This is a genomic window from Microbacterium sp. bgisy203, from assembly GCF_965345155.1.
GTDB lineage: Bacteria > Actinomycetota > Actinomycetes > Actinomycetales > Microbacteriaceae > Microbacterium.
The window spans coordinates 71,767-85,534 of record NZ_CBDRLZ010000011.1; the positions used below are offsets into that span (position 1 = coordinate 71,767).

A 13,768-nucleotide genomic window follows, 5' to 3' on the forward strand; every position below is an offset into this window, starting at 1 on the left:
GCACGTACGCGGATCGCCGGACGACTAAACGGACGCGACTGCTTGCGTTCGGGCCAGGCGAATCCTCGGCCGTGTTCATGCCAGGCAGAGACGACACCGATAGGACCGATGGCGATGCGGGCTGCAGTGGATGAGCAGACACTGGCCAGCACCCCGCACGGAGCAATAGGGCCCAGTAGCCTTCGTAAGCGACGCTCATCGACTAATTACCACTCCACACCGTGAGCGCACACGAAGGGATGTCATGAGGGGACTGCTCGACCGGGAGAACCTCGAGGGCCTGCACAAAGCGAGAATCACTGTTCGCCTCAGCCGGGAAGCTTCTGCCATTCGGAGGAATGAGGATCAGTTCCTCGTCGAGGTTGAACGGCTTTGTTCATTGTGGGGTGGTGCGGTTACACCGATAGTTCCAATGGATGAGGCGGGTGCGCTTTCACCCCTGTACGTATCCAAGCTCGCCGGCGCTGCGGTCGATGGCGTCAAAGGACTTCACCCATTCGACCTATTCGAGTTGAGCAGTGCGGTCGTTCAGCCAAGTCCGTCTCGTGAGGCGTTTCATGAGCAGCTGGCTTTGCCCTTGCTCAAGTACCGAAAGCTAGACAGGTATGCCCCGTTGGAGGTGGTGACGCTTGATGCCACGGACCCTTGGCGCTTGATCTATGCTGCTTGCCTCGGATCGATGCCTGCGGCGTTCGATCCAGCGTCTCTCCGACGAATGAACCTCGTCCCCTCGGTCAAGATGGAGGACTTCATCAAAGTCGATCGCGTGTCGACGCGGGGATCACTTACCGATCTGCTCAACCGACTTACCGCGCGAGATCGCAACAATTCTCGCGTGTTGTCGATGGTTCATCTCGCGTATGGCGGATCGGGAAGTTCAAGCCTGAGATCTGGCATGAGGGTTCTCCCCGAGCCGTGGTTTCCGGCCTTCGATGCGGGCCCCAACATCGTGGTGGTCTGCTCGCCCGGCGACGTCGACGACGCGACGTTGCTATGGAATCTGAGGGGTGCCCACGGCGACAGCCGGCACGTGCCGATTGGTGTGCCCCTGTCGGAAGCCACCCCCGAGTCGATCGCCGAAATCAGCTTTCACCCGCACCTCGCGAGGAACGGCTCTTCAGCACATCCGCTCTATGTCACGAGCGCGAGCGTGACATCGGAAGAGTTGAGCGCGCGCCTCGGCGACTCGGATTCGTTCGCCGTGGCGCCCCCGGACGCGCTCCTTTCTTTCGGGACGTTTGGGTGGAGCCGAGACGAGGTGCTCGTCTGGGCGGACGGTCAATCGCACTTCGTTCCACAAGGTGTCGATCATCAACACAAGGTTCTCCGCAGCCGTGCGCTCAATGACGCCGTCTACTTCAGGATCGACCTCAGTCTCGTCGATGCTCCCTTCCCAAGCGGGGATGACATCCGCGTCGACGCCGTCGACGGCGACTTCTACGCGGGATCCAAAACAACGTGGGGGATGTCCAGAATACTGACGGAGGCTCGCGAGGTTTCATGGCCAAGTCGGCTGCTGATGGCGCGCGCGGTGGCGGCGCGGCGCGGCGCGGACCTTACTGAGTCTGAGCCGGGGCGAGCGGCCAGGGTAATGGTCGAGCGACTTGAGGATCTGAGCGAGATCCGGAATCTCGCCCACGCGCCCATCCTCAAGCTCCTTGAGGAGATGGCCGCACGTCACGGCTTCGGTTGGTACAAGCAGAGGTTACGTGGTGTCGGAGACATAGCGGACCCGATTCACTCGGTGGGGCCGACCGTGGATGAGCTTCCTGAGCGATCTTTCGGCGAGTTCAAGAAGGCGCTTGGTAACAGCGACAAGGCGACCCGCAATTGGCTCATGTGGGCAGAGAAGTCCGGAATGGTGATGAAGGGGTTCCCACTGCGGTGCGAACTCTGCCAGGCCAAGCAGTGGGTCCCCGTCGACGCCTTCTCGCCACCGGTGATCTGCAGGGGATGCGCCCAAGAGATCTCGATGCCATTCGGGAATCGCCAATCAATCGAGTTCAAGTTTCGCCTATCGGAAAGGCTTCGTCGCGTCTACGAGCATGACGCGATGGGGCACTTGCTGACCGCCAGTTTTCTTGATTCGGTGCTGGACAAGCGACTTGTCGGAGTGCACCCGGGCCTTGAGGTCCAGAGAACCGGCTCGAGGCAGGTGCTTGGCGAGGCTGATGTCCTTCTCCTGACACGGCACGCAGAACTTATTCCCATCGAAGTGAAGCGGAGTGCAACGGGAATGACGCAAGGCGAACTCGACAAGCTCGAAGCGCTATCCGTCGCCCTGAACTCGCCTTGGTCAGCAGTCGTCGCGTGTCAATATGCAACAGACATGAGCGATGATTTCGCGACGCACGAGCTCCGAGCGGAGGATGGCACCTACCTGCGGATCCCACTTTCGTATGACCGGCTCCTTTCTCCTCATCCCTACTGGGCGTTGTCCGATGATCCATTCGCTTGGAAGCCGCTCGATGACGATGCCATCAAAATGAGAGAGGGTGAGTTTGTGAAGAGGTTCGAACAGTGGGATCCACATGCACACCGGAGCTGGTCTGAAGAGACCATGTTGAGCAACCCCGCCGCGCGCCTCAATGATCGACGAGCAGCCACCGATACCTCCCCGCCGCTCGAGACGTAGGCGCCGCTGTCGGAGAACGTCGCACGATCTGTTGGACGAAGCGGCCCGATCAGCGGGCACTGCCCGTACAGGGATCCTCGGGTTCGCTGTCAGCCCGGCCTACCGCGCTCCGCGCACAGTCGCCCGGGTGTCGGCCGCGCCGACTTGGTCAGAGGTTGATGGGACCTGGTGACGGTACATCGTCTGGAAGCCCGGCGTCGAGGATTCTCGTGACCATGTCGAGCGCCCGATCGGTGAGTAGGTCGCCAGGGTAGAAGTCCTCGTACAAATCCTCGGCTTCCTCGATGGTGGTGATCGCGCAGAGTTTCAGCAGTTGGCGGATGTCGTTCGTGTCGCGTCCGGGACGGTTGGCGCGAAGCTTCATCGCGAGCATCGCCTCTTTCGCGGCGACCTGGATGACGATCCCGTCGTGGTCGTAGATCGACTCCCACTCGACTGCCCGCCGACCGAACGCGGGGATGGCGTCCGCCTGCTCGACGGCGAAGTTGAGCCAGGTAGCATTCCACCCTCGCCGGTCCGCGACGCGCGCGGCGGCAGCAGCCACGGCCTCGTCAGGCCCGGGCTGGATGTGCAGAGAGTCGAGATCCTGCGTCGTGCCGCGGTCGAAGTATCGCAGCGCGAGGGCTGCGCCACCCACGAGTCGGATGCGGGCCACCTCGCCAGCCGTTCGAAGTTCGGCGACGAGGTCGCGGAGCCCGCCGATGATGTCTGCACGATCCAGCACCGTCGCCATGGTCACACGCTCGTGAACGTGTCACGCCAGACGAGCACCCCGCGCTCAGCTAACGCGTCGGGCACCTCAGTGAGCGGCGGCACGGGGTCGGACGAATCGACATCGAGGCTTCGGGGCGCGGTGAGAAAGCGTGCAGGCCGGTTCACCCACTCCGGAACCGGGAGCCCTTCCTCTCGAAGTCGCCATGCGACGAGTCCGGCGATGGCGGCATCCCACACCGGATCGCGGGTGGGTTCCGGTTCGGCCAGACCCAGCACCCCACGGACGAGTCCGTGCTCGGCGACGAGGTCGTCGTTCAACTGCAGCAGAGCGCGCAGGGCGCGCTCCCGGTCGCCCAAGCGGAGATGCCCACGGATCTCGGCCGCGGCCGTCGCCGCGTCGCCGCGTTGAGTCGGTGCCGAGTACAGTCGGTGCCCCGCGCCCGCGAGCAGCCGCGCGACGGTGCTGAACTCAGCACCCCGCCCGCGCTCGGAACGCGACACCCGCGCCTGATCGATGCGAGTGCGCTCCGCCAGGCGCTGCTGAGTTAGACCGCGACTCTTTCGAGCCGCGCGCACCAGTGTTCCCGCATCCGCCATTGCAACACCGCCTCAGAATAGGACTACTGAGTCATATTCTAGCGGGCGAACGACAGAGTCTGAACAGCTGGATTGGGCAGCGACCGCGTCACCAGCTTCAGGGGTTGATCCCGAATACTCGCAGCAGGGGGATGCGAGGGATCATCCGGCGCGGGCCGAGCTGGATCGTGGGGATGGTTCCACTCTCGATGCCGAGCTTGATGGTGCGGTAGTCCACGCCGACGAGCTTGGCGGCATCCTTCATCGTCAGGGCGAGTGAGTTGCTTGAATTGTTCATGTCCTTCTCCTCGGTGAGCAATGCGTGTCATCACTTGCCCACACCGTACTCCTGTCGTGAGCAATCCGCGACATGTATTGCTCACCAGCCGGGAACCGTGCCAGGCTCGTGGCATGAGCGACGTTGAGATCGAGGTCATCGACGGCGAGCGGATCGACGTCGGCGACGGCGTGAGCATCCCCACGGCGTGGGATGCCGTCGCCACCGGTGAGCCGAACGTCGCGGGAGTCATCCGGCTTCATGTGGTGTTCGACAAGCAGCTCCGGCGCACCGCGGCCGCATCCGTCCGCCTCGACCGCGCGGGGGAGGGCGACGAGGCGACCGCCGCGGCGCTGCGCGAAGTGCGCGTGCAGTACCTCGTCGCCTACTCGTCGATGCGCGTGGTCACCGTGACCCGTGAGAGCGGCAAGGCCGAGTCCCTCAGCCAGTACCTCACGGAGGTGAGGTCCCGCACCGACCGCACCTACGAAGAGACGGTTCGCGAGGCGGTGCGGCTCTACCGAATCGCAACGACCGTGAACCTGGCTCCCCTCAAACTCGTCTCGGAACAGCTCAGTGTGAGCGTCAGCACGGCGACGCGCATGATGGCTCGCGCACGCGAATCCGGCCTCGCTGACGACCTGATCGCGCGCGAGACGTACAACCGCGTGCGGGCGGACGAAGAGGAACTGACCCATCCGCACCTCGGCCCGCCGTCGCCGTCTGGCCCCTCGATCGGGCGCTGACGACAATCTGAAGCAACGAAAGCCATTTCTGCACTCTGCTCGACAGATCGCGTCAGAGCGAGCAAACTGCTCAAATCAGGCGCATTTTGCGCAGGCCGAATTCGTTCTTGCCCGCATTCGTTTTCGGCATACGCCTGAGCACCGCACCAGCACTGGTGACTCTTGCCCGCCTTTTGCCCACATTCCATTTCCAACTGGCTGTTTTCGGACGTCGCTGAATGCCGGAGCGCTCCGAAGAACCCGCGTAATTCCGCGGATTTCGTCGTTCTGCGTCGCTATGCAGAATGCTCAAAACGTGTTCGAATCCCTCCAGGGGCACGGTAATTTTTGCTACTTGATCAAGTATTTACGGCGATACTCTCCCTCGATGCGCCCAGTCGGCGTTGCCGAACGCGCCGCCTACATCAACACCCTGCAGTGATATTTCGCACGTGTGAGCCCGACGTACAGAAGGTCCTGCCAATCGAGGCCCTCCGACACGACAAAGTCCTTGGCCTCCTCGCCGAGGTCTGTGATGATCACTGCGTCGGCATCGAGCCCCTTGAACTTGAAGATGGAGCGCCAGCGGACGCGTCCAGGCATCCCTTCCGCCTGCAGTTGCTTCCGCAACCATCGCTCGTCGGCGCTCTGCTCTCCGCGCGCGAGGAATCGCCCGACGAGTGATCTCCGCTCGGCGAACGGACTGAGAATCACGATTTCTTCCGGAGAGTACTGCTGGAGCAGCGACTTGAGCGCGCCTGCGAGAGCGGCGGTTTCGCGCCCCTCTTTGACGGGAACGACATCGAGTCCGCCCGGGGTGCTCTTGGCAACTCGATGCCCGGTGAACCCGATTTTATGCCCGAGCACGTGCTCGACTCCCGAAAGCAATTCGGGGGCCGACCGGCAGTTGCGTCGCACCCGCACGTGCACGAGGTCAGGGATGCGTTCCCGCGCAATCGTGTACGCGTTCACTTGCTCGTCGGTGCGGCGCATGATCTGCTGCCGGGAATCGCCCGCGAAGACGATGTGTGTGCCGTCGGGACGCTTTGTGCCCGCGAGCGCGAAGATCAGGTCGAGCAGGAGGGGATTTCCCGCGATGTCTTGAAACTCGTCGATGCAGATGGCTTCGTAGTCGCCCAGGTATGGCTTGTCTGTCAGCGTCTGCAACGCCAGCTCGGGCAGCTCGCGTGTGTACCAATCGCGCCCCGCGTCGAGTGGGTTCGTCGGGAGTCCGGCGAGCCGCAGCATGAGAGCGTTGACGTCGGTGACTTCGACGTGCGGAAGCCCGCCGACGAACTGTTGGAGTTCTTCGGCCATGAGGACGTTCCAGCAAGCAACGAGCGTCTTTCGGCCCTCTCTGTTGAATCGGCGGGCGGTGTTGGCGATGAGGTAGCTCTTGCCGGTGCCGGCGGGGCCATCGAAGTAGACGTGGTCGTTCGTGTCGGTGAGTTCGAGCACCACCTGTTGGCTGGCGAGGAGTCGTGTTTCCGTCGATCGGCGCTCTTGGCGACGTTCGGCCTCCGTCTCCTTCGCGGTGAAGTCTCCGACGAGTGCCGCCGTGATCGCTTGAGCGTGCTCGGACGTGAACGCGGCCGGATCGTTGCTCACTTCGTCGACGGTCGCGAACCAACCGCTGTACTCATCCAGCGTCTTCTCGATGAGCCAGGCCGGCTTCGCGAGATCCTCTTTCCATCCGAGTTCCCACTCGAAGAACTGCAGATCGCCGGGCGTTTTGTTCTCGAACTGGTAGCGACCGAGCGTCGTGAACCACACGAGCCGCGCGATGGGCTCGTCGCCGTGCAGCAGGTCCGCGTTCTTCAGGTAGCCGCGGATACTCCTCCGCACGCCGTCCAGCTGCTTCAGGGGATCCTTGTGTGGGCTCGGAACGCGGTCGAGGTACCAGTCGCCGGCCTTGTACTCGACGTAGCTCGGCGCTTTGGCCTCGATGACGAGGATGCCGCGCCCCGGAACCAGAACGATGAAGTCCGCTTCGCCGGCGAACGCCGTCGCGTGCCGCGCGACGCTGAGCGAGTGGATCGCTATCCAGTCGTCGTGCCCCTGCAGACCGTCGAGGGCGTCGAAGATCTTCTGCTCGGAGACGTTCGCTCCGTCGCGTGCGTACGGGGGGATCATTCGCACCATGTCAGGAGCCTATCGACGGTGCCGTAAGTCGATACTGCCGGCACATCACAGTCGGTCGATCCACGAACGGTCAGGGTCTAGAGACCGAGGTAGTAGTTCTTGATGACCTGGGCCATCAAGGACCGGCGCTCCTTGAGGAACGACTGATATGACTCCGCGGTCGTGCTCCGGATGCTCGAAGGGATCGCGTTGGCACGCAGATTGGTTTCGAGCTCGGACTCGGTTGTGATTTCACCCAGTCGGAGGACTCCATCAGCGATCTGTGCATCGACCTGCGACATATAGTCGCCGGGCGCTTTGTCCTTGATAGCGATATTGATCGGGGTCTCGGTGAGCGCGAAGTTCGCGATCTGGTTGTAGTTGCTGCGGTCGTTCACACCTTGCTTGATGAGGTAGTTCTTCGGAACTACATGGTGAATGTCGCCCACCTCTTCGATCATGCTCCCGACGGTCACGTTCTTCGAGAGGAAGCCGCGTGATCCCGCGTGGATCTGCGCGACCAGGAAAGCGAGGAAATAGGGACTACGAACGCTCGAGCTCTCCATCTCCATCGGCAGCGCAACGTTCCAGAAGTTGTCGGAGAGCTGCGAGGACTCGATATCGCGGAGAGTTTGAAGCGCACCCACTTCATTGATCCGACGGATGTCGGCTTCGAAGGCGGTCTCAAAGCTCCCTGTGTACCTCCCCGTGAGCAGTGACATCACGAACCATCGGCGCACAACGTACTTGACCTCGCCTTCGTTGAGGTTCTTCTCGGCGCGGAGCTTGAGGTAGAGCGCGTACGCGAAGTTCAGCGCATTCTTGGAACTGATCAGCCGCGGTGCGATGAACCCCGCGGATTTGATTGTGAGCGTGAACTGCTGGAAGTTGTACTGGTTAACGATCTCGAGGAGGACGCGCTCGAGCCGGTCGAATGACTCGACAGCGAGTTCCTCGCTGAACGTTCGGGTCTCAAAGTCGCGACCCGAGAGGACGCTCACGAGCGCGGCCACTTTACCGCGCGAGAACTCTTTGATACCCGCCACGCGGATGACATCCGTGTACGTCGGATCGTAGAGGTCCGAGTTGTCGTTCTTCAGCCACGAGATCGCCGGAAGGTATCCGGATGCCGCGAAGCTTGCGTCATTCTCGGCGATGTCTGAGAACACGTGCGGTGCGACCGAGAGGTGGCAGAAGTAGTCGATCAGCTTTCGGAGGTTGCTTCCAAGCTCGCCGTGGCTGGAGATCTTGCTCATTGCGAAGTCCGCGCTGCTGAGAGGGACACCCTTGGAATTGATCCGGATAAAGATCTCGGTCACGGTTTCGATATCGAGGTCCTCGGCGAGCGTGATTATGCCGACTTGTGCCTGCTTGATCGCGGATAGCCGCTGTAGCGACTGCTCGATGTGAGCGACGTCGACCTCCGGATTGGAGTCCATGTAAGCCTTCGTCGCGGTAAATGTCGACGTCGCGTTCACAAACTCGGCGACGTCAGAGATCCACGCGGTGTCCCGATCGATGACCGGCGTGAGCGTCGCGAACTGCTCGGTGGTGGGGTTGAAGGCGATCTTGATGCGCTTTCGTTTGTAGCTCTTGTCGACGACGTACTGGCCGACCAGAGCGGCAGTCATCGCGGTGATCCGTTGCTGCCCATCGATAAGGATCTGCCGGAACGATGACTTCGACCCGTCCTTGAGTCCCACATCGGCACTCTGCCAGGTGATGAGGTATCCGATGGGGAAGCCGTTGTACAGCGAATCGAGGAGGTCGCGGACTTTGGTTGAGTCCCATACGAATGGTCGCTGCATCTCGGGGATCGCAACCTGACCCGTCTTCACCCACGTCAGGAGCGTCTCGACCGAGTGTTGCTGAACCGTGTACTTCGACAAGATGCTTCTCCCATACTCCCCAAGCGACCGCCGGGCGTGTGCTTGATACCGCGCGCCCGCGACGATGCGCCGAGTTCCATCCTGCCGCAGTCCCGATCCCCGTCCTTTCCCTCACACCCCAACCAACAGCCCACGGTGCGTCGCGGAGTCGCGCAATCACCTGCTCAGCGGTCGTCGCTACGGTTGGAAGCAGTCCATCGTCAAGGGAGCAGTCCGTGCCTGAATCGCTCATCTTCACAACCGAGCCGCTCGCGACACGCGCGCTCGCAGCGGAGATCCGTCACGATGAAACACGCTTCACCGAGAAGCTCTCGACTCACGTCGGCTCCGACCGTCTCGGTCGGTTCAGGGGCGTCAGCGCAGAATACGGCGACCAGAAGATCGACATCGCGCTCACCTTCGACGAGCCGGAGTACACGGTCGGAATCGAGGCGAAGTTCGATCACACGTTGACCGAGGATCAGGTCGACCGCGAGTTGACAGTGGCGGATCACTTGGTGGTGCTGCTGCTCGCGAAGGAACACGCCCCGGAGTGGCTCCCGCGCAAAGAGCACGTCACGGTGATGACGTGGGAGGAGGCACTCGAGTGTTTTCCGGAATCGCGCCTGACCCTCGCAGAAGTGCGGGCGGCGCGTTCCGGCAAGAGCGCAGTTGAGGCGAGGCTTCGTCAACTCATCGAGCCCGCGCAGCAGCGGTTGGGATCCGGTTGGACGATCGATAGTCGACGCGGCGGCTCCGGGATGCCTGCGATCAACTACTACTCACCCTGGGTCGGCGATGCTCAGCTTCGAGCAGTGCTACAGGTCGCCCAGCGCGCGATGCCCGCGGCGGGTGAACCCGTGCCGCTCCGATTCAGCGTCGGCGTCAGCGTGAAGGCGGACTCGGTCAGCTACCCCGCGAACCCTGCTGCAACCCCGGCGTGGATTGGCGCTGTCCGACGGCTCCAGAACGACGTGATCGGCGATCGGGTCGACGAGCTGCATCTCAGCACGCGTCGGCCGAGCTCTGCACATGTGAACCCCAAGACCGTCAACGGGAGGGCTCACGCCCGCAAGCTTGCGATCGTCGGTCATCACTTCGCAGACGACGAGCGTTGGTTGACCACCGGATACATCGACTGGATCGTCGGACCCGCCTCGCAGCGAGTGTCACTCGAGCACGTTGACGTTCTTGCCGATGCGCTCGTTGACATCTTGGATGGTTGGTACCGCGTCGAGACCGCTGCCCTGACTAGTTCGCGAGGCTGATCCTCGAAGCACGCGGCGTCGTCCGGCAGCGCGATCATCTGACTCGCACGTCGCGAGACCCACCGGCATTCACCCCCTCAACCACGCGCCGGACCCCCGATCGAATCGGACCGCGATAGTAGGGTGCCGTTCGAGGTCGCCCGGCAGTGTTGATGGGGAAGGAGGCCGCCATGATCGCCGAGCTGAACGGGTTGGTGGACGTCGTCGAGGAGCGTCTCGACGACGACATCGATGTCGCTTCGCTGGCGATGACGCTCGGTATCACGGAGACCCCCCGGGCGCGTGGGCGGTGTTCCGCACCGAGGGCGCATATCCGGCTGCGCTGCAGGATGCCTACGCTGCGACCGCGACCGAATGGTTCCCGTCCAACCCCTGGCGCCTGCGCCCTGGTCCGTCGATCGTCGCCGTGCTCGAGCGCGTCGAGGACTTCAGCACCGCCACGTGCGAGCTCTGGTTGCCGGTGGAACGCGCCTGACTCAGGGCGGTTCGCCGGCGCTGCGTGGGCTGGCGGGCCACCTCTCGAAATGATCACGGGGATGTGCCGACGACCTGACATTCTTGAGCCATGGCTCAACCCACCGAACTGCTCGCCGTGCTCATCGATGCCGACAACGTGCCGGCATCCAAGATCGGAGCGGTTTTGTCAGAGATTGCGCGGTTCGGCACGGCATCCGTCAAGCGCATCTACGGCGACTGGACGAGCAGTCAGCTCGGCAGCTGGAAGACGGCGGCGAGAGAGCACGTCATCCAGCCGGTGCAGCAGTTCGCGAACACCGTCGGCAAGAACGCGACCGACAGCGCACTCATCATCGACGCCATGGACCTGCTGTACACGCGCCGGTTCGGCGGGTTCTGCATCGTCTCGTCCGACAGCGACTTCACGCGGCTCGCGACCCGCATCAGGGAAGACGGCGTCACGGTGTACGGGTTCGGCGAGAGGAAGACTCCAAAGGCATTCCGAGACGCGTGCGACTCGTTCACCTACCTCGAGGTCCTCGAGCAGACGGATGCCGAGCCCGCGGCCGCTCCGCCTGCGCGCACTCCGACTCCGGCTCTGCGGCAGGACACGAAGCTCGTCTCAGGGCTCCGCTCCTGTGTGACGACCGCGTCCGGCGAGGACGGGTGGGCGAACCTGTCGGCGGTCGGCTCCCTCATGCGCAAGCAGCACCCCGACTTCGATTCGCGCAACTGGGGATACGCGAAGCTCTCCGACCTGGTGCGCGCGATCGGGTTGTTCGAGGTCGAGCCGAGGCCGAGCGGTGGGCTCCAGATCAGGAACAAGTCGAAGTAGGTCGGCAGCGTCGTCCGCTACATCAGGTACGCGGCAACGTAGCCACCGCCAACCACCAGCGCGACAAGTGTGCCGACGGTGGACCAGGCGATGATCCGTGGCCAATCAATCCATCGTCGTGTGCGGATGCCGGGGCCGAAGCCTGCCGCATCCGCTGCACGGACGAAATCGTCGAAGCGTACGGTCACGCGCGGGGCCTCGGGCTGCGGTCGGGACTCGCTCGTGCGCGGACGAGCGCGCTCACGGCGCGGCGGGGGAGAGTTGGTCGGCGAAGAAGGCGTGCTCGCGGGCGGGGCCGTCGACGGACGAGGGCGCTCATCCGTCCTCGAGGTGCCCGCACCCGCCGGCGCGGGAGCGGCGATACGCGCGGAGTCGTTGGTGAACTTCACGAGGATGTCCCGTGCCTCGCGCGCCCGATCGAACTCGCGTCCGAGCCGCCTGCGCGTCGCGTCATCTTCCGACGGATGCCGGTCCGGGTGCACCTCGCGCGCCCGACGTCGGAACGCATCGCGTATCTCGGAGACGCTGGCGCCGCGGCTCACGCCGAGCGCTTCCCTAGCCTCGTCCAGTGTCACGAGGCATCCATAAGGTATCGCTGGTACTCCCGTGCCAGACGCTCCGCTCGCGCGCGATCGGCGCCCCGCGTCACGTGGTCCATCAGCTCGGCGGTCATGCGTCGTCGACGCGCCTGGTGCACGATGAGGCACGAGAAGGCGATGAGGAAGAGCAGTAGAGCGGCCAGTCGCAGCGCGGGTAGCTGCGTGACCATGGAAGCGATGAACGTGGCGGTGGTTGCGAACGAAGCAGTGTTGAACGCGCGCATCCAGCCGTTCAGCGAGGCGTAGTACTTCGTCGCCGCGGCATCCCAGGTCTTGTTGGTCGTCCAGAACCGCCAGTCCTTCGGCGCCGGCTTAAGTCCGGGCAGGGGCGTCCAATCCGCCGGGGGCTGCCAGAACGTGTTTGCACGTATCCAATGGTCGGTGGGAGTAGGCCAACCGGGCGGCGTGCGGAAGTCGCCGCGCACGCCGGCGACACGGATTCGTCGGGGGGTCACCGAATCGGGTCCTTCACTGTGAAGAGATGCTGAGCAGCAGATTAGCGGGATCTTCGACGCGCTCGTTCGACGCCCCTGGGGGTCGATTGCGCGTACGAGATTCAGCCGCCGAGCACGCGCCCGTAGTAGTCGAACGCCACCGGGATCGCGATCGCGAGCACGGTGACGAGCACCGCGACGCCCCACGCCATTCGTGTCTTCCGGGCGCCCTCGACTTCGCGGCGCAGGGCGTCGAGTCCGGAGGTGCTTGGCAGCGGCTGCGGCACGGTCGACCACGTCTCTGCAGTGCGAACGGCCGTTGCCGCGTCAGCGACCTGCGCGGCTCCGAGGACGGCCTTCTGCTTCTTCAGCCATCGCACGAGCTGAGCAGCACCGAGGACTGCGACGTCGTCCGGCTGCTCGCGAACCGTGACCTCCTTAGCGTCGACGATCGCGATCACGCCTCGCACCGGGACCTCTGTGCCGATAGCGGCAGACAACAGCTCCTGGGTTCTCGCTGCCTCGTAACGTGTATTCCGGAGGTGGTCGGTCTTCTGGCCGTTGACGAGGATCCGTCGACTTCCGACCCAGACGCGTGCGCCCTGGTGATTCTTCGCGTTGATCGTGAAGACACCGGCCGCGCCGAGAACCACATGGTCGATGTCGCTGCCGCGCGTGCCGACCGGTATCGAGTGCAGTACGGTCCACCCGTCGTCGAGCGACTTCAGACGTGCTGCCACCTCCAGCTCGCCGAGGGCACCTTGGTACCAGGGGAGCGAATCGGCGGACAGGGGCGAGCGGCCGATCAGCCGGGCGAATGCTGAGCGCGGGCGGACGTCGGCCTGAACGCGGAGACACTCGGCCATGACGGATGCCGCCGCGACGGTCCCGAACCACGATGCTGTGGCGGGGGAGTCCGAGGGCAGCTGAGGGGGGATTTCAGTTGTCATCGCGTTGATTCTAGGGATGCGGCGTGGGTCACGGTCTCCCGCTCGTAAGGCGTCCGATCATCGGGGATCGCAGCGGACGTACGATACGGGCGCGTGCGGGTTAGCCGCGCGACGACCGTCTATCTCGCTCCTCGCTTACGGTCTGCCGGATGGCTACCTCGTCGTGCGCGTCGTCGGACCAGGCGCGGTTGCCGTCTCACGCCGACGCTCCCGAATGCGTCCACAGACAATCAGGTCGCGCTGTTTGCAGACGAAGCGGCTGCACTCAACTCAGCCTCAGCGCCCCACTGCACGAAGTACGCGAAGAAAG

Annotated in this window: 13 protein-coding genes and 1 pseudogene; 5 read left to right on the forward strand and 9 right to left on the reverse strand. The window is 63.5% G+C overall.

All coding sequences use genetic code 11. The features are described from left to right. Positions 1 to 244: 244 nt before the first annotated feature. Positions 245 to 2,635, forward strand: coding sequence for a hypothetical protein (locus ACRVYW_RS13385; protein WP_431805238.1), 2,391 nt, complete (start codon positions 245 to 247; stop codon positions 2,633 to 2,635). 148 nt (positions 2,636 to 2,783) lie between these two features. Here the strand turns inward: ACRVYW_RS13385 and ACRVYW_RS13390 are convergent, their stop codons facing one another. From ACRVYW_RS13390 to ACRVYW_RS13400, 3 genes are all read right to left on the reverse strand, one after another. Continuing rightward, entirely contained in the window at positions 2,784 to 3,368 is a 585-nt protein-coding gene (locus tag ACRVYW_RS13390; protein WP_431805239.1) for a hypothetical protein, read from the reverse strand. Positions 3,369 to 3,370: 2 nt separating this feature from the next. Next, positions 3,371 to 3,946 carry a helix-turn-helix domain-containing protein gene (locus ACRVYW_RS13395; RefSeq protein ID WP_431805240.1) on the reverse strand — a complete coding sequence of 192 codons (576 nt, stop codon included), beginning with the start codon at positions 3,944 to 3,946 and terminating at the stop codon, positions 3,371 to 3,373. A 97-nt stretch (positions 3,947 to 4,043) separates the two neighbouring features. Continuing rightward, positions 4,044 to 4,223 (reverse strand): helix-turn-helix domain-containing protein, encoded by a 180-nt coding sequence (locus ACRVYW_RS13400; protein WP_229935109.1) that lies wholly within the window; start codon positions 4,221 to 4,223, stop codon positions 4,044 to 4,046. A gap of 113 nt (positions 4,224 to 4,336) precedes the next feature. On the opposite strand from ACRVYW_RS13400, the gene ACRVYW_RS13405 reads away from it, so the two are divergent. Beyond that, positions 4,337 to 4,948: a hypothetical protein gene (locus ACRVYW_RS13405; protein ID WP_431805241.1), complete on the forward strand. Its 612-nt coding sequence runs from the start codon at positions 4,337 to 4,339 to the stop codon at positions 4,946 to 4,948. 70 nt (positions 4,949 to 5,018) lie between these two features. Here ACRVYW_RS13405 and ACRVYW_RS13410 read toward each other — a convergent pair whose 3' ends face one another. The 3 genes from ACRVYW_RS13410 to ACRVYW_RS13420 form a co-directional block, all read right to left on the reverse strand. After that, positions 5,019 to 5,267 carry a hypothetical protein gene (locus tag ACRVYW_RS13410; RefSeq protein WP_431805242.1) on the reverse strand — a complete coding sequence of 83 codons (249 nt, stop codon included), beginning with the start codon at positions 5,265 to 5,267 and terminating at the stop codon, positions 5,019 to 5,021. Between the two features lie 80 nt (positions 5,268 to 5,347). Further along, positions 5,348 to 7,069 carry an NERD domain-containing protein gene (locus ACRVYW_RS13415; protein WP_431805243.1) on the reverse strand — a complete coding sequence of 574 codons (1,722 nt, stop codon included), beginning with the start codon at positions 7,067 to 7,069 and terminating at the stop codon, positions 5,348 to 5,350. 77 nt (positions 7,070 to 7,146) lie between these two features. Then, on the reverse strand, positions 7,147 to 8,937 hold the full coding sequence (locus ACRVYW_RS13420; RefSeq protein WP_431805244.1) for a GmrSD restriction endonuclease domain-containing protein: 1,791 nt from the start codon (positions 8,935 to 8,937) through the stop codon (positions 7,147 to 7,149). 38 nt (positions 8,938 to 8,975) lie between these two features. Here ACRVYW_RS13420 and ACRVYW_RS13425 point away from each other — a divergent pair, with 38 nt between their 5' ends. The 3 genes and pseudogenes from ACRVYW_RS13425 to ACRVYW_RS13435 all read left to right on the forward strand — a co-directional run bounded on the left by ACRVYW_RS13425 (position 8,976) and on the right by ACRVYW_RS13435 (position 11,475). Next, positions 8,976 to 10,184, forward strand: coding sequence for a hypothetical protein (locus ACRVYW_RS13425; protein WP_431805245.1), 1,209 nt, complete (start codon positions 8,976 to 8,978; stop codon positions 10,182 to 10,184). A gap of 271 nt (positions 10,185 to 10,455) precedes the next feature. Beyond that, positions 10,456 to 10,659, forward strand: a pseudogene (locus ACRVYW_RS13430) (GyrI-like domain-containing protein); the annotation flags it as partial. Between the two features lie 90 nt (positions 10,660 to 10,749). After that, positions 10,750 to 11,475, forward strand: a complete 726-nt coding sequence (locus ACRVYW_RS13435) for an NYN domain-containing protein (RefSeq protein WP_431805246.1) — start codon at positions 10,750 to 10,752, stop codon at positions 11,473 to 11,475. A 17-nt stretch (positions 11,476 to 11,492) separates the two neighbouring features. On the opposite strand, the gene ACRVYW_RS13440 is transcribed toward ACRVYW_RS13435, so the two are convergent. The 3 genes from ACRVYW_RS13440 to ACRVYW_RS13450 form a co-directional block, all read right to left on the reverse strand. Next, a complete protein-coding gene (locus tag ACRVYW_RS13440) occupies positions 11,493 to 12,050 on the reverse strand; it encodes a J domain-containing protein (RefSeq protein WP_431805247.1) in 558 nt (185 codons plus the stop codon). Next, complete coding sequence (locus tag ACRVYW_RS13445) at positions 12,047 to 12,529, reverse strand: hypothetical protein (RefSeq protein ID WP_431805248.1); 483 nt, start codon at positions 12,527 to 12,529, stop codon at positions 12,047 to 12,049. The genes ACRVYW_RS13440 and ACRVYW_RS13445 overlap by 4 nt, the downstream gene beginning before the upstream one ends. Before the next feature lie 101 nt (positions 12,530 to 12,630). Beyond that, positions 12,631 to 13,458, reverse strand: a complete 828-nt coding sequence (locus ACRVYW_RS13450) for a nuclease-related domain-containing protein (RefSeq protein ID WP_431805249.1) — start codon at positions 13,456 to 13,458, stop codon at positions 12,631 to 12,633. Between the last annotated feature and the right edge of the window lie 310 nt (positions 13,459 to 13,768).